At 31.6% G+C, this 20,162-nt stretch carries 22 protein-coding genes; 19 read left to right on the top strand and 3 right to left on the bottom strand.

Features of this window, described 5'->3' with window-relative positions; genetic code table 11:
* The first annotated feature begins 1 nt into the window (after position 1).
* From gcvH to ACYEKI_RS11535, 4 genes are all read left to right on the top strand, one after another.
* Positions 2-382 (top strand): glycine cleavage system protein GcvH, encoded by a 381-nt coding sequence (gcvH, locus tag ACYEKI_RS11520; RefSeq protein ID WP_459211339.1) that lies wholly within the window; start codon positions 2-4, stop codon positions 380-382.
* Positions 375-776, top strand: a complete 402-nt coding sequence (locus ACYEKI_RS11525; protein WP_459211340.1) for a VanZ family protein — start codon at positions 375-377, stop codon at positions 774-776. Before gcvH ends, ACYEKI_RS11525 begins: the two co-directional genes overlap by 8 nt.
* Before the next feature lie 143 nt (positions 777-919).
* Positions 920-1,645, top strand: coding sequence for an energy transducer TonB (locus ACYEKI_RS11530; RefSeq protein ID WP_459211341.1), 726 nt, complete (start codon positions 920-922; stop codon positions 1,643-1,645).
* Between the two features lie 108 nt (positions 1,646-1,753).
* Positions 1,754-2,497, top strand: a complete 744-nt coding sequence (locus ACYEKI_RS11535; RefSeq protein ID WP_459211342.1) for an energy transducer TonB — start codon at positions 1,754-1,756, stop codon at positions 2,495-2,497.
* A gap of 80 nt (positions 2,498-2,577) precedes the next feature.
* Here ACYEKI_RS11535 and ACYEKI_RS11540 read toward each other — a convergent pair whose 3' ends face one another.
* Entirely contained in the window at positions 2,578-3,453 is an 876-nt protein-coding gene (locus ACYEKI_RS11540) for an MBL fold metallo-hydrolase (RefSeq protein ID WP_459211343.1), read from the bottom strand.
* Between the two features lie 233 nt (positions 3,454-3,686).
* Between ACYEKI_RS11540 and cyoE the strand changes: the two genes are divergently transcribed.
* The 15 genes from cyoE to tsaB all read left to right on the top strand — a co-directional run bounded on the left by cyoE (position 3,687) and on the right by tsaB (position 17,169).
* Complete coding sequence (gene cyoE / locus ACYEKI_RS11545) at positions 3,687-4,568, top strand: heme o synthase (protein WP_459211344.1); 882 nt, start codon at positions 3,687-3,689, stop codon at positions 4,566-4,568.
* Positions 4,568-5,182 (top strand): cytochrome c oxidase subunit 3, encoded by a 615-nt coding sequence (locus ACYEKI_RS11550; RefSeq protein ID WP_459211345.1) that lies wholly within the window; start codon positions 4,568-4,570, stop codon positions 5,180-5,182. The genes cyoE and ACYEKI_RS11550 overlap by 1 nt, the downstream gene beginning before the upstream one ends.
* Before the next feature lie 48 nt (positions 5,183-5,230).
* Positions 5,231-6,214, top strand: coding sequence for a cytochrome c oxidase subunit 3 (locus tag ACYEKI_RS11555; RefSeq protein WP_459211346.1), 984 nt, complete (start codon positions 5,231-5,233; stop codon positions 6,212-6,214).
* Positions 6,215-6,237: 23 nt separating this feature from the next.
* Positions 6,238-6,594 (top strand): cytochrome C oxidase subunit IV family protein, encoded by a 357-nt coding sequence (locus ACYEKI_RS11560; protein WP_459211347.1) that lies wholly within the window; start codon positions 6,238-6,240, stop codon positions 6,592-6,594.
* Between the two features lie 86 nt (positions 6,595-6,680).
* On the top strand, positions 6,681-7,337 hold the full coding sequence (locus ACYEKI_RS11565) for a hypothetical protein (RefSeq protein WP_459211348.1): 657 nt from the start codon (positions 6,681-6,683) through the stop codon (positions 7,335-7,337).
* A gap of 30 nt (positions 7,338-7,367) precedes the next feature.
* Entirely contained in the window at positions 7,368-8,102 is a 735-nt protein-coding gene (locus ACYEKI_RS11570) for an SCO family protein (protein WP_459211349.1), read from the top strand.
* Positions 8,095-8,670 (top strand): DUF420 domain-containing protein, encoded by a 576-nt coding sequence (locus tag ACYEKI_RS11575; protein WP_459211350.1) that lies wholly within the window; start codon positions 8,095-8,097, stop codon positions 8,668-8,670. The genes ACYEKI_RS11570 and ACYEKI_RS11575 overlap by 8 nt, the downstream gene beginning before the upstream one ends.
* Before the next feature lie 11 nt (positions 8,671-8,681).
* Positions 8,682-8,906, top strand: coding sequence for a hypothetical protein (locus tag ACYEKI_RS11580; protein WP_459211351.1), 225 nt, complete (start codon positions 8,682-8,684; stop codon positions 8,904-8,906).
* Positions 8,907-9,112: 206 nt separating this feature from the next.
* A complete protein-coding gene (locus tag ACYEKI_RS11585) occupies positions 9,113-9,814 on the top strand; it encodes an ABC transporter ATP-binding protein (protein ID WP_459211352.1) in 702 nt (233 codons plus the stop codon).
* Positions 9,807-11,054 carry an ABC transporter permease gene (locus tag ACYEKI_RS11590; RefSeq protein ID WP_459211353.1) on the top strand — a complete coding sequence of 416 codons (1,248 nt, stop codon included), beginning with the start codon at positions 9,807-9,809 and terminating at the stop codon, positions 11,052-11,054. Before ACYEKI_RS11585 ends, ACYEKI_RS11590 begins: the two co-directional genes overlap by 8 nt.
* A gap of 2 nt (positions 11,055-11,056) precedes the next feature.
* Positions 11,057-12,322, top strand: a complete 1,266-nt coding sequence (locus ACYEKI_RS11595) for an ABC transporter permease (protein ID WP_459211354.1) — start codon at positions 11,057-11,059, stop codon at positions 12,320-12,322.
* Positions 12,323-12,384: 62 nt separating this feature from the next.
* Positions 12,385-13,491, top strand: a complete 1,107-nt coding sequence (locus ACYEKI_RS11600; protein ID WP_459211355.1) for an efflux RND transporter periplasmic adaptor subunit — start codon at positions 12,385-12,387, stop codon at positions 13,489-13,491.
* A 162-nt stretch (positions 13,492-13,653) separates the two neighbouring features.
* Positions 13,654-15,099: a TolC family protein gene (locus tag ACYEKI_RS11605; protein WP_459211356.1), complete on the top strand. Its 1,446-nt coding sequence runs from the start codon at positions 13,654-13,656 to the stop codon at positions 15,097-15,099.
* Between the two features lie 66 nt (positions 15,100-15,165).
* The gene (locus ACYEKI_RS11610; RefSeq protein ID WP_459211357.1) at positions 15,166-16,440 is read left to right on the top strand and encodes an efflux RND transporter periplasmic adaptor subunit; all 1,275 of its coding nucleotides are present in this window, start codon (positions 15,166-15,168) and stop codon (positions 16,438-16,440) included.
* A gap of 63 nt (positions 16,441-16,503) precedes the next feature.
* The gene (gene tsaB, locus ACYEKI_RS11615; RefSeq protein ID WP_459211358.1) at positions 16,504-17,169 is read left to right on the top strand and encodes a tRNA (adenosine(37)-N6)-threonylcarbamoyltransferase complex dimerization subunit type 1 TsaB; all 666 of its coding nucleotides are present in this window, start codon (positions 16,504-16,506) and stop codon (positions 17,167-17,169) included.
* Here tsaB and ACYEKI_RS11620 read toward each other — a convergent pair.
* Entirely contained in the window at positions 17,123-17,809 is a 687-nt protein-coding gene (locus ACYEKI_RS11620; RefSeq protein WP_459211359.1) for a hypothetical protein, read from the bottom strand. The two genes, tsaB and ACYEKI_RS11620, sit on opposite strands and share 47 nt — an antisense overlap.
* A gap of 116 nt (positions 17,810-17,925) precedes the next feature.
* Positions 17,926-19,974, bottom strand: a complete 2,049-nt coding sequence (locus ACYEKI_RS11625; protein WP_459211360.1) for a thioredoxin domain-containing protein — start codon at positions 19,972-19,974, stop codon at positions 17,926-17,928.
* Positions 19,975-20,162 lie beyond the last annotated feature (188 nt).

Raw genomic sequence — 20,162 nt, forward strand, 5'->3', positions numbered from 1 at the left:
AATGAATATTCCTTCAGAATTAAAGTATACCAAAGATCACGAATGGGTGAAAATAGAGGGTAATATAGCAACAATTGGAATTACTGCTTTTGCACAAAGCGAATTAGGAGATATTGTATATGTTGAAGTAGAAACTGTAGACGAAACTTTGGATCAAGAAGAAGTATTTGGTACAGTTGAAGCTGTAAAGACAGTTTCTGATTTATTTTTACCATTATCTGGAACTATAACCGAGTTTAACGAAACTCTAGAAGGAGAGCCAGAATTAGTAAATAAAGATCCTTATGGAGATGGATGGATGATTAAATTAGAATTATCAGATGAATCTCAAGTTGAAGGATTAATGTCTGCAGATGATTATAAAGCGCTTATTGGTGCATAGAATACTGCTTATTGTAGCACTATTGTATACGGGAGTTTTGACAACTTTATCCTTAATAAAGTTGATGATACCTGTTAATGCACAAATACAACATACAGATAAAATAGGTCATTTATTGGCCTATTTTCTTTTTACAGTAATTTGGTTTGCATATGCACTCTTTAGAAGTGTAGACAAAACATATATGTATAAGCTAAAAATCATAGCCGTAATTGCTTTTATTTATGGAACATTAATGGAAGCTTGTCAAATGGCCTTAACAACTAATAGACAAGGTGATTTATATGATGTGATAGCAAATACAACTGGTATAGTTTTTGCTGTTATTTTATTGTTATTACTAAAAAAAAGTATTAAATCTTTGAAAAAAAGAATTCTAAGTATAAATATTTAATTCATTGAAGAAGATAGAGTTGAAATAAGATCAGTTAACAAAATAAACGTTAAAACTTATTTTTTTTAGCTACATTTTAATCTTTAGTTGGTAATTACAAAAGAATTTAGCTATTTTAGCGAACCTATTAATAAAATCGTAATATGGAACCTAAGAAAAATCCGAAAGCAGACTTATCTAGAATGAGCACCTTTTTCTTGCAATTTGGTCTGATTTTAGTTCTTTTGATAACGTGGTATGGTATTGAACACAAGACCTATGATAGATCAGCAGTTGATATTGGTCAAGTTGATCTTGATGAATTAGAAGAAGAAGATGTGCCAATTACTCAAGATTTGAGTACACCACCACCTCCACCACCTCCACCACCAGCTCCAGAAATTATTGATGTAGTTGAAGATGAAGAGGAAGTAGAAGAAACAGTTATTGAATCTACAGAAACTAGCCAAGACGAAGAAATCGTTGAAGTGGAAGAAGTAGAAGACGTAGAAGAAGAAGAAGAGATAGCAGACGTTCCATTTGCAGTTATTGAAGACGTACCAGTATTCCCTGGATGTGAAAATGCTGGAGGAAATAATGCAAAGAAGAAATGTATGAGTGATAAGGTTAAGAAGTTTGTTAACCGTAAATTTAATACAGAACTTGGAAGCGAATTAGGATTATCTGGAATAAACAGAATATATGTTCGTTTTAAAATTGACAAAAACGGAAATATCGTAGGAGTTCAAGCTCGTGGACCTCACCCAAGATTAGAAAAAGAGGCGCAAAGAGTAGTAAAACTTTTACCTAAGATGAAACCAGGTAGGCAGCGTGGTAAAAGCGTAGGGGTATTATATTCTCTACCAATTGTATTCCAAGTACAAGACTAGTAAAAAATATTACGTAATAATATCAAAATCCCACCTTTTAAAGGTGGGATTTCTTTTTTTGGTATGCTTGTTGTTTTGTTTTAGTTGTAACGTTAAAACAATTTTATTATGAGTAACAAGCACGAAGCTAATGTACGAAAAAGTCCTATGATAAACTTTCAGATAGGGCTTATTGCAAGTTTATTGTTTACATATGTAATGTTCGAAGTATGGACTTCAGAACCTATAAGAGTGAATGAGAAAGCACTTCAAGAAGATATATTTGAAGATGAATTTCCAATGTCAGTTTTTAGAATTGAGCCAGAACTAAAGCCTGTAGCTGTTGTAAAACCTAAACCAAAACCTGTACCGAGTTTTGTTGAACCCAAGATTGTTGAGGATGATACTGTAATTGACAATCCAAAAGATGAATTTAAAAATGAGGTTCCAGATGAATTACCGATTGAGCCTACTGATATTATAGATGGACCAATAGATGAAGGTTTTCCTGAAGAGGTTCCATTTATTGCAGTAGAATTTGTTCCAATATATCCAGGTTGTGAAGGGTTGGCCTCTAATAAAGAAAGAGCTACTTGCTTTTCAGATAAAATTAAACGAATGGTAAGTAAGAAGTTTAATGGTGATCTAGGAGCAGATTTAGGATTAAGTGGATTACAACGTATTTATGTACAATTTGATGTAGAATCAGATGGAACTATTCAAAACGTAAAAGCTAGAGGGCCTCATAAAGCACTTGAAAAAGAAGCGATAAGAGTGGTGAAGATGCTGCCAACAATGACTCCTGGTAAGCAAAGAGATACTCCAGTAAGAGTAAAATACAGTTTGCCAATAGCCTTTACAATATTAGATTAATGAAATAAAAATACGATTAAATAAAAAACGCCTTAATTTTTTAAGGCGTTTAAACTTTTATATAAAACTATATTTGATAATTATTTTTTTGAAGTCAAGCTAGCATAAATGGTTTTTCTAAAGCGCTCGCTAGAAATAAAACCATCACCATATCCTTTTTTATCATAAACTTCGGTTAACTTGGTATTATTGATAATATCCTGTTCAGATGATCCTTTTGTTATTTCTTTTTGGACATTTTCTGTAATGGTTTTTAGCATAGAAAGAAAAGTTTGTAGATCTTTCTTTGAAGCTAATTTACCGTGACCAGGAATGATTTTTGTTTCATCATCAATGAGTACTAGCGCTTTTTCTGAAGCTTTGATGTATCCTAAAATGCTTCCGCCCGATCTTAAATCTACATAAGGATATCGACCATTAAAGAAGGTATCTCCCATATGTAAAACATTTCCTTGAGCAAAATAAACAAGAGCATCTCCATCTGTATGTGCATTATGTACATGTGTAACAACTATATTTTCATTTTCAAAATATAGATCCAATCCTTCTTCAAAAGTAATTACGGGTAATGAACTCTTATTAATTTGTCCTTTTTGTTTTTGATTATTCAGCATGCGCTTACGCACATTTTTTTGTGCAAAAATTGTAGCACCTTGTTTAGACATATTTTCATTACCTCCGGTGTGATCTCCGTGAAAATGCGTGTTAACAACCATAGTTACAGGTTGATCACTAATAGGTTTTAGTTTTGTTAGAATTTTTGATGAGAGTCTAGCAAATTGATCATCGATAATAAATAACCCCTTTTCATTCTTAAAAACACCAATATTACCTCCTTGTCCGGTAAGCATTTGTATATCTGGAGTTAATTCTTGTAAGGTAATGACAACTTCTTTTTGTTGCGCTTGAAGTGCAAAAGTTGAAAATAAAGACAAAGCAACTATTATTTTTTTCATAATAAAGAATGGTATTGGTGATAATTAAATTAAGTCGACACGTTTTGATACAAATTACAGGTAGCTATATTAATGTCATGTTAAAATTTAACTTAAAAACGATAGAGGTTTAATAGGAAAAACCTAAATGTAAAGCCTTATTATTGTACGGAATGTATTTAAGATATATCTTTGCACCACTTTTTAAAAATAATATTGATTAAATAAGGAATTGAGATTTGAGTGAGGTGCAGATGAATACAGTAAAAGTTTCTGCTTTGCAAGATTTTAAAGAAATTACAAAGATGCGTTTGGCATTGAGTGTAGTTTTTTCTTCTATAGCAGGATACTTATTAGGCGTTGAAGTAGTCTCGATAAAGACACTTCTTTTATTAGCTTTGGGAGGATATTTAATGGTAGGAGCATCAAATGCTTTTAATCAGATTATAGAAAGAGATTTAGATGCTTTGATGGATCGTACTAAAAACAGACCGATACCATCTGGTAGAATGACTGTGCAAACAGCGTTTATCATTGCATCCTTATTCACTATTATAGGAATTACAGTATTATATATTATCAATCCACAAACAGCAATGTTTGGAGCGATTTCGATTTTTATGTATGTGAGTTTATATACCCCATTAAAAACAAAAACACCTTTAGCAGTTTTTGTAGGAGCTTTTCCAGGAGCAATACCTTTTATGTTAGGATGGGTTGCAGCGGCAGGTAGTTTTGGGATAGAACCAGGAACATTGTTTATGGTTCAGTTTTTTTGGCAGTTTCCACATTTTTGGGCTATAGGATGGTTTTTATATGATGATTATAAAAAAGGAGGATTCTTTATGTTGCCTACAGGGAAAAGAGATAAAGGAACGGCTAACCAAGTAATCATTTATACAATATGGACAATAATCACTTCATTGATACCAGTGTTTCATGTTACAGGTGATTTATATATAACCCCTATTTCTGCAGTTATAATTTTGATATTAGGTATCTTTACAATGTTGAAATATGCAATCCAACTTCGTAAGAAGAAAGATGCAACATCAGCAAGAAAGTTGATGTTGATGAGCGTATTGTACATTACTTTACTTCAAATTATTTATGTAGCAGATAAATTTATACGTTAATGGACATAGTACAAGAACAAAGAGAAGAACAAAAATATACTGTTCATAGAGAGAATAAAGAAAAGTTACGCAAAGCAAAAAAATCGATGATGTGGTTTGCTATGGTAAGTATGTCAATGACTTTTGCTGGATTGACAAGTGCTTATGTAGTAAGTAAGAGTAGAGCAGATTGGTTGCAAGATTTTGAGTTTCCTATGGCATTTATTTTAAGTAGTCTGGTGATTATAGGAAGTAGTATAACTTTTCATATAGCAAAAAAAGCAGTAAAAAATAATAACAATAAACTTACTATGTTAATGTTATTATTAACTTTAGCATTAGGAATTGTATTTATAAGCCTGCAATTTTCTGGATTTAGCGATATCATTAATCAAGGATATTTCTTTACAGGAAGTGAATCAAATGTAACAACATCATTTATTTATATCGTTGTAGTTGCACATATGGCTCACCTAATTGGCGGACTTATAGTACTTTTAGTAGTAATTTATAATCATTATAAACAAAAGTATCAGGCGGGACAAACCCTTGGTTTAGAACTAGGTGCTATGTATTGGCATTTTGTCGACTTTTTGTGGCTTTATCTCTTTTTCTTTTTCTATTTCTTTAGATAAGAAAATTGATTACTTTTGTGGAAAATTTAACAATACCAAATTCTTTTTATGGAAACAGCTGTTACTAAAACAGGTACCGAAGGTAAGACTTGGGGCGGAGGAAATCAACCGCTTAAAGCTAGTTATGGAAAGATGATGATGTGGTTTTTCATCTTGTCAGATGCACTCACATTTTCTGGTTTTCTTGCAGCCTATGGATTCTCGAGATTTAAATTTATAGATTCATGGCCAATTGCAGATGAAGTGTTTAATCACTTTCCGTTTTTACACGGAGTAGATGCACCAATGTACTATGTGGCATTGATGACATTTATCTTAATTTTCTCTTCTGTGACTATGGTTCTTGCAGTAGATGCAGGGCACCATTTAAAAAAGAATAAAGTAATCCTTTATATGTTCTTAACGATTGTAGGAGGATTGATATTCGTAGGTTCTCAAGCATGGGAGTGGAAAAACTTTATTAAAGGAGAGTTTGGTGCAGTAGAAACTAGAGGAGGGAACATTCTTCAGTTTGTAGATGCAGATGGACACAGAGTTGCTCTTAAAGATATAGCAATTTTTGACCATCATAATGATAGAGCTCAACATGAGAGAAAAAACGGATTATGGTTTGTTAAAGAATCTCCACTACCTACTTATACCGTAGAGGAAATTAAAAAAGGATTTGCAGCTAAGCCTAATCTTTTAATTCGTACACAAAAATTAGACGAAAAAGGACATAAAACTATTTTATCTAGAGAAGAGTCTTTGGCTAAATTAAATAAAGAAGTTGTTGGTGTTGTAGAAGGAGCAAACCTTCATCATAACGAATATGGAAGTCCATTATTTGCAGATTTCTTCTTCTTTATTACTGGATTCCACGGATTCCACGTATTCTCTGGAGTTGTAATTAACATCATTATCTTCTTCAATGTTCTTTTAGGAACTTATGAGAGAAGAAAGAGTTATGAAATGGTTGAAAAAGTTGGATTATACTGGCACTTTGTAGATTTAGTATGGGTGTTTGTATTTACATTCTTCTACTTAGTTTAATTTTATAGAAAAGATTAGAAAAAATGGGACACGATACAGCACACGAATCGAATACTAAAAGAATATGGAATGTATTTTATATACTTTCTATAGTAACGATTGTAGAAGTTATATTAGGTATTATTAAACCAGAATTTATGATGACTACATACATTGTTAGTATGAAGTTATTAAACTGGATTTTTATTATCCTTACAATATATAAAGCATATCTAATTACTTGGGCATTCATGCACATGGAAGGTGAGACAAAAGGATTACGTCGCTCAGTAGTTTGGACAGCTATATTCCTTATCTGTTATTTAGTTTTTATACTTTTAACAGAAGGAGATTATGTTTATGAAGTATTTAAAGGAGGTTATAAAAGTTGGGATTTCTAAATCTTACTTTTTAACATACTAAAAGCATATAAAAAAGACGGTTCTTATACCGTCTTTTTTTATTTTTGTAGCATAAAAATCAATAGATGAAAAAGTTTTTAATTTTAGGAATTCTATTTGCCCTACCCCTTGTTGCATATCTTTTCTTTGCCTCTGGTGTACATAATTTTGCAAAGCTACCAGTATTACATACAGAAATTGGAAATCTAAATAAGTTTACTTCTCTAAAAGGAGAAAAATTACAGCTAAAAGATAAGATTACGATATTAGGATTTTTAGGAGATGATATAGATGCTGTAGAAGGAAATGCATTTAACCTAAACCAAAAGATTTATAAAAAAAATCATACGTTTAAAGATTTTCAATTGGTAACGATATCTCCTTATGGAACAGAAGAGCGAACTAAACAATTACTTAAAGAATTAGGTGTGATTACAGATATGTCTAACTGGCATTTTTTATTTGGTGAACCAGAAGATATAAAAGCATTATTTGAAACTTTAAAAGTTCCTCATAACCTGAATAATGATTTGGCTACACCTTATGTTTATATCATAGATAAAAATGCAAGTAGAAGAGGAAGAGATGATGATCCAGCAAAAAATGAAGTTAAAGTAGACGGATATAATACGAGTTCTGTTGCTGATTTAAGTAATGTGATGGTAGATGATGTTAAAGTGATTCTGGCGGAGTACAGACTAGAATTAAAAAAGTACAAAAGAGAACAACAAAGAAAGAAATAAAGTTTAGAGCTTAACGATAAATATAGTTAGATGAAGAAATATTCATATGTAAGTATTTCGTTTATAATATTAGTGTTCGGGATCATATTTGTTCCGCGAATCATAGATAGAATCAGTAATACAGATATTACAAAACAAGATAGAATGAGTGGTGCTAATCCATTAACAAATCAAAAATTAGCCTACTTAAAAATTAATGGAGAAACCAAAAGAGTACCAGATTTTGCTTTTATTAATCAAGATAGTTTACCTATTACCAATCACGATTATAAAGGTAAAGTTTATATAGCAGAATTTTTCTTTACAAGTTGCCCTACTATATGTCCTAAGATGACCAAAAACTTAGTGTATTTACAGAAGCAACTTAAAGATGAAAAAGATTTTGGGATCGTATCTTTTACCATTACACCAGATCGTGATACTCCAACCGTATTGAAACAATATGCAGAACATTATAATGTGACTAATCCTGATTGGAATTTTTTAACAGGAGATAGGAATCAAGTATATGATTTAGCCAATAAAGGATTCAATTTATACGCAGCAGAAAATCCTGATGCACCAGGTGGATTTGAACATAATGGACACTTTGCATTGATCGATAAAGAAGGTTTTATAAGATCTAGATATGATCAATATGGTAATCCTATTATCTTTTATAGAGGGACAGTAAGTGTAGAGGATAAAATGGATGAAAATGGAGAAGAAGAACAAATAACAATTTTATTAGAAGACATTAAAAAATTACTGAAGGAAGATGAGTAAAGAAGTAGCAGAATTGAATAAAAAATATAATAAGTGGGTAATAGCATTATCTATTATAATCCCTGTAGCAGTAGCGGCATTATTTGGTATTAGAATTCCTAATGTAGAACGATTAGGGTTTTTGCCTCCCATTTATGCAACGATAAATGGATTAACGGCAGTGGTATTAGTTTGGGCTGTTGTTATGATAAAAAATGGAAATAGAGTAGCACATGAAAGATTAATGAAAGTTGCAATTTTATTTTCGGTATTGTTTTTACTAATGTATATCGCATATCACGCAACATCTGATGCTACAAAATTTGGTGATAGTAATCACGATGGAATATTATCTGATATTGAAGCTGCAAATGTAGCGGGGACAGCAATGATATATTATTTTATATTGATCTCTCATATTATTTTATCGATAGCCGTAATTCCTTTTGTATTGATAGCATATGTAAGAACATTATCAGAACAATTTGACAAACATAAAAAAGTTGCAAAAATAGCATTCCCGATATGGTTATATGTAGCCGTTACAGGAGTAATTGTATACTTAATGATATCACCATATTATCCATAAAACAATAAGAGATGAATAAGAAAATTTGGATAACCACATTACTCCTTTTTTTATGGGGTATAATTCCTCTAGAAGCACAATGTTCTATGTGTAGAGCCGTGTTAGAAAGTGAAGAAGGTCAAAATGCAGCACGGGGGATTAATAATGGAATTTTATACCTTATGATTATTCCTTATGTATTGATAGGAGGAGTAGGATATTTTATTTATAAGAGTAAGAAAAAGAATAAAGCCTAGAAGTTATCTTCTAGGTTTTTTTATGCCTTAAAATGATATAGCTAATTAGCTCATAAAAGTATTTAACATATTTATAACATTAAGGCTGTAACAAAATCGTAAGATGAGTAGTCTTATTATGATAAGATTGTTTCAATTGGAATAAAGAATGACGGAATAATCTTTGTTACAGCATAAAAATAACTAACTAATAATAGGGAAAGAGGATGATTGAAATTAAGAATCTGCATAAATCATACAAGATGGGGAGTAATGCTCTTCATGTACTAAAAGGAATTGATTTTAGCGTAAGCGAAGGCGAATTAGTTTCGATAATGGGATCGTCAGGATCAGGAAAATCTACCTTATTAAATATATTAGGAATGCTTGACGAAGCAGATCAAGGTTCATATATGTTGGATAATGTTCAAATAAAGAATCTTAATGAAAAAATTGCTGCACGATATCGCAATCAATTTTTGGGATTTATTTTTCAATCATTTAATTTGATTACCTATAAAAATGCTCTCGATAATGTTGCATTGCCATTATATTATCAAGGAGTGAAACGCAAGGTTAGAGAAGAAAAAGCATTACACTATTTAGAAAAAGTAGGATTAGCAGATTGGGCAGAACATTTACCTAATGAATTATCTGGAGGGCAAAAACAACGTGTAGCTATCGCTAGAGCACTGGCATCAGACCCTAAGGTTTTATTAGCAGATGAGCCTACAGGAGCTTTGGATACCAAAACATCATATGAGGTAATGGAATTAATTCAGGGAATCAATGATGAGGGAAAAACAATATTAATTGTAACTCACGAACCAGATATTGCTCAAATGACAAAACGTATTGTTAATCTCAAAGATGGGCTTATCACAGATGATTCAATGGTTAACCAAGTAAGAGCTTCAGCACATGTTTAGTTTAGAGCGTTGGCAAGAAATTTTCGAAACGATTCGTAAAAATAAATTACGAACATTGTTAACCGGAATTTCGGTTGCTTCAGGTATATTTATTTTAGTAATCCTTTTGGGAGTAGGACAAGGGATGCAAAATGGTATTTCAAAAGAATTTGAGCAAGATGCATCAAATAGAATATCAATATGGTCAAATGTAACTTCAAAAAGTCATAAAGGATTAAATCCAGGAAGATATATCCAAATGACAAATGAGGATTTTGATTTCCTAAAATTAAAACACGAAGACGAATTAGAATATAAATCCTCTGTCAATAGAATTTGGGGAGGTCTAGTGAATTATAAAAAAGAATCAGGAACCTATAGAGTAGAAGGTGTAGCACCAGATTACCAATTTCTAGAAAATGCAAAAATGGTTGCCGGTCGTTTTTTAAACGAAGACGATAATAAAGGTGTAGAAAAATACGCTGTAATAGGAAATAAGGTATATACAGATTTGTTTAAATCTGGAGAAGAAGCAATAGGGGAATACATTCAAATACGAGGGATTAATTTTAAAGTAATCGGTGTTTTTTCTGATCCAGGAGGAGAACGAGAAGAAACACGCATATTCTTACCACTATTTACACATCAACGCGTATTTAATCAAGCAGATAAAATTAGAAGTATGGCTTTTACTTTAAAGCCAGAGGCTACTTTTGAAGAAGCTGTTGCTGCTTCAAAGCAATTCACAGCAGATTTAGAAAACTATTTAAAAGCAAAACACATTATAGCACCAGATGATGAAAGTGCTATAGGGATAAACAATAGCCTTGAAAATGCTAAACGATTTTATCAACTCATTTTTATGATCAAATCATTTTTTTGGTGGGTTGGTATTTGCACGATCATAGCAGGAGTAGTTGGTGTAAGTAACATCATGTTAATTATTGTAAAAGAAAGAACAAAAGAGATAGGTATACGAAAAGCACTGGGAGCAATGCCAGGGGCTATTATCGGAATGATTTTACAAGAAGCTATTTTTGTAACCGCAATGGCTGGATTTGCAGGACTAATAGGAGGATTACTATTATTAGAATTTGTAGCACCTATGGTACAAACAGATTTTATACAGAATCCATCTGTGAATTTTAATGTAGCTATTACTACCGTAATCATACTTATTGTGGCAGGAGCTTTAGCTGGATTTATACCAGCATGGAGAGCTGCTAGAATTAAACCAATTGTTGCACTAAGAGACGAATAATTATGTTTAGTAGAGATCGATGGAACGAAATTATAGAAGCGCTTACGGCAAATTGGTTTAGAACCTTAATGACTGCCTTTGGTGTATTTTGGGGAATCTTTATTCTGGTGATTTTATTGGCAGCAGGTAAAGGATTAGAAAACGGTGTTAAGAGAGGTTTTGGTGATATCGCAACCAATACCATGTTTATGTGGACACAAACGATATCTAAACCGTATAAAGGGTTACCAAAAGGTAGACGCTATAATTATAGAATAGGTGACGTAGCAGCTATTAAAGAGCAAGTACCTGGATTATTATATGTATCTCCTCGTAATCAATTAGGTGGTTTTGGAGGAAGTAATAATGTGGTAAGAGGACTTAAAACAGGAGCTTTTAATGTATACGGAGATTATCCGGAAATTATTAAGCAAGATCCTATACAAATTACTTCGGGACGTTTTATTAACTATGGAGATATAGATTATAAACGTAAAGTAGCCATTATAGGAGAAGGTGTTAAAAAAGAATTGTTTGAACCAGGAGAAACGGTAGAAGGAAAGTACATCAAAATTAATGGTGTAAACTTTATGGTGATAGGGACCTATAAAAAGAAATCAAATAATGGTGATGGAGAAGAAGCTCAAAAAGAAATCTATGTGCCATTTACAACTTTTGGACAGGCATTTAATCGCGGAGATCGAGTAGGATGGATGGCGATAACAGCTCAAGATGGAACTTCAATCACATCACTTAAACAAGATATATTTAAAGTTATAAAGAATAGACATAGTATTCATCCAGATGATAATCGTGCAATAGGAAACTTTGATCTCTATCAAGAGTTCAGTAAAATCAATAAGTTGTTTATTGCATTGAGAGGAGTAGCTTATTTTGTGGGAATATTGGTATTAGTTTCTGGAATTATAGGTATTAGTAATATTATGTTGATTGTGGTAAAAGAGCGTACCAAAGAGATAGGTATTAGAAGAGCTTTAGGAGCGACACCTTGGTCAATACGAGGACAAATTCTTTTAGAATCCATTTTCTTAACGATTATTTCTGGTATGGCAGGAATAGCTGTATCAACGGGAGTGATTTTTGGTGTAAATAAAATACTAGATCAAATGCCAACAGCAGAAGATACCATGTTTGCTAATCCAAGTGTAAACTTAGTAGTGATAGCTGTAGCATTAATCATATTGATAGTAAGCGGATTACTGGCTGGATTGATTCCAGCACAAACAGCAATTAGAGTTAAACCTATTGATGCTTTAAGAACAGAATAAAAACAAAACAATTATAACCAACCGAGAATAATTTTTAAAACGGTCAAATAAATATTTATAAAATGAAGAAGACAATCACTATTATCATCTTACTACTAATTGTAGTGGTTTTTGTAGGTGCATTATATTGGTTATTTCAAAAGAATCAAGAAGATCCAATTGTATATCAAACAGAACAAGCTTCTACAGAAACTATTATAAAGAAAACTGTAGCGACCGGAAGTATTGTTCCTAAAGAAGAAGTATTAATTAAACCTAATATTTCAGGTATAATACAAGAAATCTACATAGAAGCTGGAGACCAAATAAAAGCTGGAGATTTAATTGCAAAAATTAGAGTAATTCCTAACGTATCTTCTTTACAGAGTAGTAAAAACTCTGTTTCTACAGCAAAGATAGCTTTAGACAATCAAGAGAAAATCTATAAAAGACAAAAAGACTTGTTTGATAAAGGAGTTATTTCTGCAAATGAATTTGATAATATCGAAGTATCATATCAACAAGCTAAACAAAGTTATGCATCTGCATTACAAAACTATGATATCGTACGTACGGGTACTACAAATGGATTAGGAAATGTAGCAAATACGTTGATAAAATCTACAGTAACAGGAATGATTCTAGAAGTACCAGTTAAAGAAGGAAATCAAGTAATAGAGAGTAATAACTTTAATGACGGAACAACTATCGCAACTGTAGCAGATGTGAACAAGATGATTTTTGAAGGAAAAGTTGACGAAAGTGAAGTAGGAAGAATTAAAGAAAGCTTACCATTAGAAATTACAGTAGGAGCTATCGAAAACAAGAAATTTGATGCAGTATTAGATTATATAGCACCTAAAGGGAAAAGTGAAAATGGAGCGATTCAATTTGAAATAAAAGGAACCTTAACAAAAAAGGATACTACTTTTATTAGAGCAGGACTTAGTGCCAATGCATCTATCATTCTAGATAAAGTAGAAGATGTAATTGCTTTAAAAGAAGCCTTAGTACAATATGATCCAAAAACACAAAAACCATTTGTCGAAATCGAAGTAGGAGAACAAAAATTTGAGCACAGAGATATTGAACTAGGGATTAGTGATGGAATACATGTAGAAATTAAAGATGGAATCACTACTGATGATAAAATTAAAGTTTGGAATCAGATTAAAGTGACAAAATTTTAAAAAATAATTAAGGAATGTGTAACAACATTAAACTTTTGTATACCAATAGTAACGTTAATGGTTTTAAAGTTTAGTGGAACAAGGAAGCCTTAAAAAGCAAAAGTATTTAAACGTTTGAAGATTACAGAAAACGTTTTTAGCAGATCATAAAAAACTATATTCATGAAAATTAAAATAGCAATTGTTGTTGCAGTTCTTTTGGGAGTTAATGTCCAAGCACAATCAAAAAGATGGACATTGAAAGAATGTATTGAATATGCCTTAGAAAACAATATTACCATTAAACAATCAGAGTTAAATGTAGAAGAGGCAGAAATAGGAAAATTAGATGCAATAGGAGGAGTATTACCTTCATTAAATTTATCAGGATCTAATTCATGGAGTTCTGGTTTGAGTCAAAACCCAGTAACGAATACTAATGAAACTTTGACGTTTAGAAACTCATCATATCAAGCAAATATAGGACTGACAATATTTGATGGACTTAGAAATATAAGAAGAATACAAAGAGCAAAGATTAATCAGCTTTTGAGTCAGTATAACTTAGGAAAAAGTAAAGATGATATTGCTTTAAATGTTGCTAATGCATACTTACAAGTTTTAGTAAATAAAGAGTCTTTAAAAGTAGTTGAAGCACAGCATGAGATTACAGAAAAGCAATTAAAACGTACTCAAGACTTAGTAGAAGCAGGAGTATTACCACAGGGAGATGTATTAGAGATCAAAGCAACATCTGCAGACGAAATAACAAGAATTGTAAGAGCAGAAAACGCAATACAAATTGCTAGAATTAATTTGGCTCAAATGTTATTAATCAAAGATTACGAAAGCTTTGATATTGAAGAAAGAGAATACATAGTACCTGTAGCTACAATATTAGAAACTCCAGTAGAGCGTATTATTGCTCAGGCAAGAGAGGCGAGATATGAAGTACAAATTGCAGAGCAAAATCAACAGATAGCAGAAAAGGATTTAGAGATAGCAAGAGGTGCTTATTACCCAACACTATCTGCTTTTGTAAACTACAATACAAGAGAATTAGGAAACAATACTTTTGAAAGTTTTGTGGATCCAGATAATCCTTTTGTTAATGAGCAAATAGGTGTTGTAGAAAGCACAGGAGAATCTGTAATAAGAACGGTGCCTAACGTTTTAGCAAGAGAAGTAGGACCAACTCCATTTTTTGAACAGTTATATCAAAATGATGGTTTATCTTATGGATTCTCATTAAATATCCCAGTGTTTAATGGTTTCTCTACACGAAACAATGTAAAACGTAGTAAAGTACAAATCAAAAGAACAGAATACCAATTAGAGCAAGCAAAATTAAACTTAGATAGTAATGTATATCAAGCCTATCTAGATGCAAAAGGATCTGCAGAAGCATATCAAGCAGCAGAAGTTGCAGTAGAAGCTCAAGAACAAGCTTATGCTTATGCAAAAGATCGTTATGATATAGGTATGACTAATGCATTTGATTTTAGCCAATCGAAGTTTAGATTAGAAAATGCACAGAGTACAGCTGTACAAGCTAAGTTTGATTATATATTTAAACTAAAAGTATTAGAGTTATATTTTGGAATAAAAGTAGCTGATATTAAACTATAAGCACAAAGACTTAAGCTCCAAAACAACATATCAAATTGACCAAAAAAATAATATACTAAGTACGCCATGAATAAAAAAAGACTGTTTACTATTTTAGCTTTAGTTCTAGTAGTCATTATTATCTTGATTATAGGTAAAAAACAAGGCTGGTTTGGAGAGAAAGGAAACTTTAAAATAATTGAAACGACCAAAATTGAAAAAATCAATATAGTAGAAACTGTAGCTGCAACAGGTAAAATACAACCAGAAGTTGAAGTGAAGCTTTCTTCAGAGGTTTCGGGAGAGATTATTGAGTTACCTATAGTAGAAGGACAACAAGTTAAAAAAGGAGATTTATTAGTAAGTATCAATCCAGATATTTATAAATCAGTGTTACAACGTTCACAAGCAAGTCTTCAAAATGTTAAAGCAAATCTTAGTCAATCTGAAGCTAGTTTAAAAGAGGCATTAGCTAATTATGAAAGAAATAAAGGTCTTTTTGATAAAGGAGTAATTTCTAAAGCAGAATGGGATCGTATCGTTTCTGCTTATGAAGTAGCAAAAGCATCTAAACAATCTGCATATTATAATGTACAAAGTGCATCTGCATCTGTATCTGAAGCTAAAGATAATTTAGGAAGAACAAATATCTATGCACCTATGAGTGGTACTATTTCTGCTTTAAAAGCAGAATTAGGAGAGCGAGTAGTAGGAACACAACAAATGGCAGGTACAGAAATTATGAGAGTTGCCAATCTTAAAAATATGGAGGTTATTGTCGATGTTAATGAAAATGATATCGTAAAAGTAGCTGTAGGCGATTCAACAATAGTAGAAGTAGATGCTTATTTAAAGAAAGAGTTTAAAGGACTGGTAACAGAAATAGCAAACTCGGCAGAAAATACATTAAGTACAGATCAAGTAACTAACTTTAAAGTAAAAGTTAGAATCCTAGAAGAGTCTTATAAAGATTTATTAGAAGGAAAGCCAGAGTCATATTCCCCATTTAGACCAGGAATGACTGCAACTGTAGATATTATTACAAATAAGAAAACTGATATTATAGGAGTACCTATTAGTGCAGTAGTAATCAAAAATGATACTACAGGAAAACGTACAACAAGTAGAGATAAACTGAAAGGTGATCAAGAACAGTTTGAATGTGTTTTTGTAAAAGATGGCGATAAGGCAAAACTGCGAGTGATCAAAACAGGAATCCAAGACGATTCAAATATCGAAATTACCGAAGGATTAAAAGAAGGAGATCAAGTGATTGTAGGACCGTATAATATGGTAACTAAATCCTTAAAAACAGGTGATGCGGTAAGAGATAGTAAAGAGTCAAAAGCCGAAGAAAAATAACATTAGTGAATTCGGTTTTGTAAAGAAAACGCTTTGTAGTTATCTTTGCAGCAAAAAAATAAAATGGCATACATCCTTTGTATTGAAACTGCAACAACAAATTGTTCTGTAGCTATAGCTAAAGATGGAGTATTAATTACTGTAATCGAAGATTATGATAATAAATATTCTCATGCAGAAAAGCTTCATAATTATATTACAAAAGCAATAAATGAAGCAAAAATAACATTACAAGATATAGATGCAATAGCCATAAGTAAAGGGCCAGGTTCTTATACTGGTTTAAGAATAGGAGTATCTAGTGCAAAGGGATTATGCTATGCACTAGATATTCCTTTAATATCTATTCCTACATTAACATCATTAGTACAACAAGCTGAAGTAGAAAACGTATCTGGAATAAGAATACCAATGCTAGATGCGCGACGTATGGAGGTGTATACTGCAGTTTTTTCAGATATTGATACTCAGATAGAAGATACTACAGCAAAAATACTTGACGAAACATCTTTTAAATCATATCTAGATGAATCAAAAGTATATTTTATAGGTGATGGGACAGAAAAATTTGCTAAGATCTGTACTCACGAGAATGCAGTTTTTATACATGACAAATTACCATCTGCAAAAAATATGGCAATGTTGAGTTATAAGAAATTTGTAGCAAGACAATTTGAAGATGTTACTTACTTTGAACCATACTACTTAAAAGATTTTGTGGTTGGATAGAACTAAAATATGAAAGGATTTTGATAAGATGTTCTTCCTTTTTTAGTTTTAGTTTTTCTTGTTTCATATACTCTTTAACTTCCTTTTTATGTTTATCAAATAAGGAGAGAAGTTTTTTTGAACTTTTAGGTAATTCAATAATAACATTATTTTCTTCAAGAAAATAAGAAGTGGTTAATTTAAGTTTACCAGAGTTGAGCGTTTCAGATTTTATTAGAGTTTTTTCAGGTTCTAGGATTTTTAAAATATATTTTTTGAATATACGATATCGAGTGTTTTTTTCTAACAAAACATAATATCCTGCTTTATTGAGGTGATAATAATCTTTGAATTTATGATACGTGAATTTTTTATTATCCATTTCAATTTGAATTGAAGGATTTTTAAGAATACCATAAGTTCTTTTGGCGTTTTTATATTCAAAAGTATCTGTATGTAGATTATAATGTAGATCGGCTTCTAATGACTCACTATACGTTTTTGTAACACTAGATGGAGATGCTTTTTTGGTAAGATACATCGAGCCTTGATAGTGCTCCATAGAAGAAGCATTGTTTATTGATCTTAGATATTCTTGAGGTAACTGTCCGAAAACAAAAAATGGGAGAACGATAAAAATTAGGGGTAATATTTTTTTCACGAGTATAGTATTAGTTGTACTAAATCTAGATAAATTAAATAAAATAAGCAAATACTTGTGAATTTGATAAAATATCATCCAGCTTTTTGGGTAATGTTTAAAAACAAGTTTTAAAGTTAATTAAGATTGTTTTTAGTAATGTCTTTTATGGCTTCGTTTACATTTTCAACAGGATATTTACAAGCGTTATTTACGCAGGTGTAGATTAAAGTTTCGTTGTGAGAATACCTTAACTTTAATAAAGGCATCTCAGAATTATGAAGGCTACCAGCAACTAACTTATTAGGAATATAATGGTTTTGTAATTCTTTTGTTTTTTCAAAAGCATCTTTTCCTACGATAACAATTTCATAGAAATCATCACTAAGTGTAAGCATAAGGTCTAACCAATTTGAATATCCCATAGGATAGTCATTAATATGCGGTTTTATAGTATGTAACATGGCCTTGCTAATATCTTTAAACTGTGTATTGTCAAAATAATGTGATAGTAGAAATAAGTTTTTTGCCATAATAGAATTTGATGCTGGAATTACATTATCGCTGTATTCTATAGCTCTAGTAATGAGTTTTGGATCTAAATCTGAAGTAAAATAGAATAACTGTTTTTGAGTATCGTAAAAATGAGCTAAAGCGTATGTTGTTAGTGAGTTAGAAATATCGAGCCATTGAGGATCAAAAGTGTTTTGATATAATGCAATAAAACTATCAATTACAGTAGCATAATCCTCTAGATAACCATTAATAGCACTTTTTCCATTTTTATAAGTATGTAATAAACGACTATCATTTTGTAGTTGCTTTTCTTTAATGAAATTAGCATTTTTAATGGCTATATCAAGAAACTCAACATCTCCAAAAACACGATAAGCATCAAGATAGCCTTTAAGCATTAGAGCATTCCATGAAGTTAGGGATTTATCATCTAATCTAGGAGGATTCCTTTTAGACCTATACTCAAGTAAGAGTGTTTTCCACTGTGATAATTTCTGTAAAAGAGTGGTCATCTCTATCTGGTGAGCTTGAGCAAAATCGATGTTGGATTGATTACGTATTAAAACATAGTTTTCTTTTTCCCATAATCCATAAGAATTGATATTATAATAAGCAGCAAATAATTCAAAATCCTTACCTAATAGACTCTTTAACTCAGGTGTAGTCCATATATAAAAAACACCTTCTTCAAGATCACCTTCTGGAGTAAGACTATCTGCATCTAGAGAAGAATAAAAAATACCATCTTCTGTAGTTAATTCTCTTTTTACAAAACTTAGAGTCTCATATACCACAGTTTTATACCATTCATCTTTTGTAGCCAAATATGCATCTGCATATAAGCTTACCAATTGTGCATTGTCATAAAGCATTTTTTCAAAATGAGGAACATGCCATTTTGTATCGGTAGCATATCTTGCAAAACCACCACCTACGTGATCATAAACACCACCATAAGACATTTGATTTAAAGTAGTCTTTACATAAGATAATAAACTATCATTTTGACTTTGATAAGCATAGCGCAAAAGAAAGTGATAGTTATTAGGCATCATAAATTTAGGAGCAGTACGAGTACCTCCCTTTTTGTGATCAAAATTTGTACTCCACTTATCAATTTGAGTGTTGATAAACTGTTTTTCAAATTCCATTTTTTCCTCATTAGGAAGAATAGTTTCTGAAGCTTGAATACCTTGTTCAAGGTTTGTTGCAAATTCAACGAGCTTTTCAGGTTGTTCTTTATGCAAACGAGCAATTTGCTGTAATGATTCTATCCAATGCTCTTTTCTATAATAAGTTCCACCCCAGATAGGTCTTCCGTCAGGTAAAGCTACTACGTTAAGTGGCCAACCACCTCTACCAGTCATTAATTGTACCGCAGTCATATAAACTTGATCGATGTCTGGACGTTCCTCTCGATCGATTTTAATACTAATATAATCGTCATTCATCACTTTTGCTACGGCAAGATCTTCAAAACTTTCATGTTCCATTACATGACACCAATGACAAGCAGCATAACCTACACTGATAATAATAAGCTTATTTTCTTTTTTAGCCTGTTGTAAAACATCTTGATTCCAGGGTTTCCAATCTACAGGATTATGAGCATGTTGTAACAGATAAGGACTAGTTTCGTGAATAAGATCATTGGTGAATTGGTGTTCCATAACATCAGTATTTTGGCTATTGCAAGCAAAAGTAATAACAACAGAGAGAAGAAAAAGTATAGATTTCATAAAGTTATATGCGAAATGTTAAATAACAAAAATGATAGAGACAATACAAGAATACAATATTAAAATCCTGAAATGAGCTACAAAAAAAGCGTCTCTTTCTTATTTAAGAAACGCTATGT

This window comes from Aquimarina rhabdastrellae (assembly GCA_947387485.1).
Lineage (GTDB): Bacteria > Bacteroidota > Bacteroidia > Flavobacteriales > Flavobacteriaceae > Aquimarina.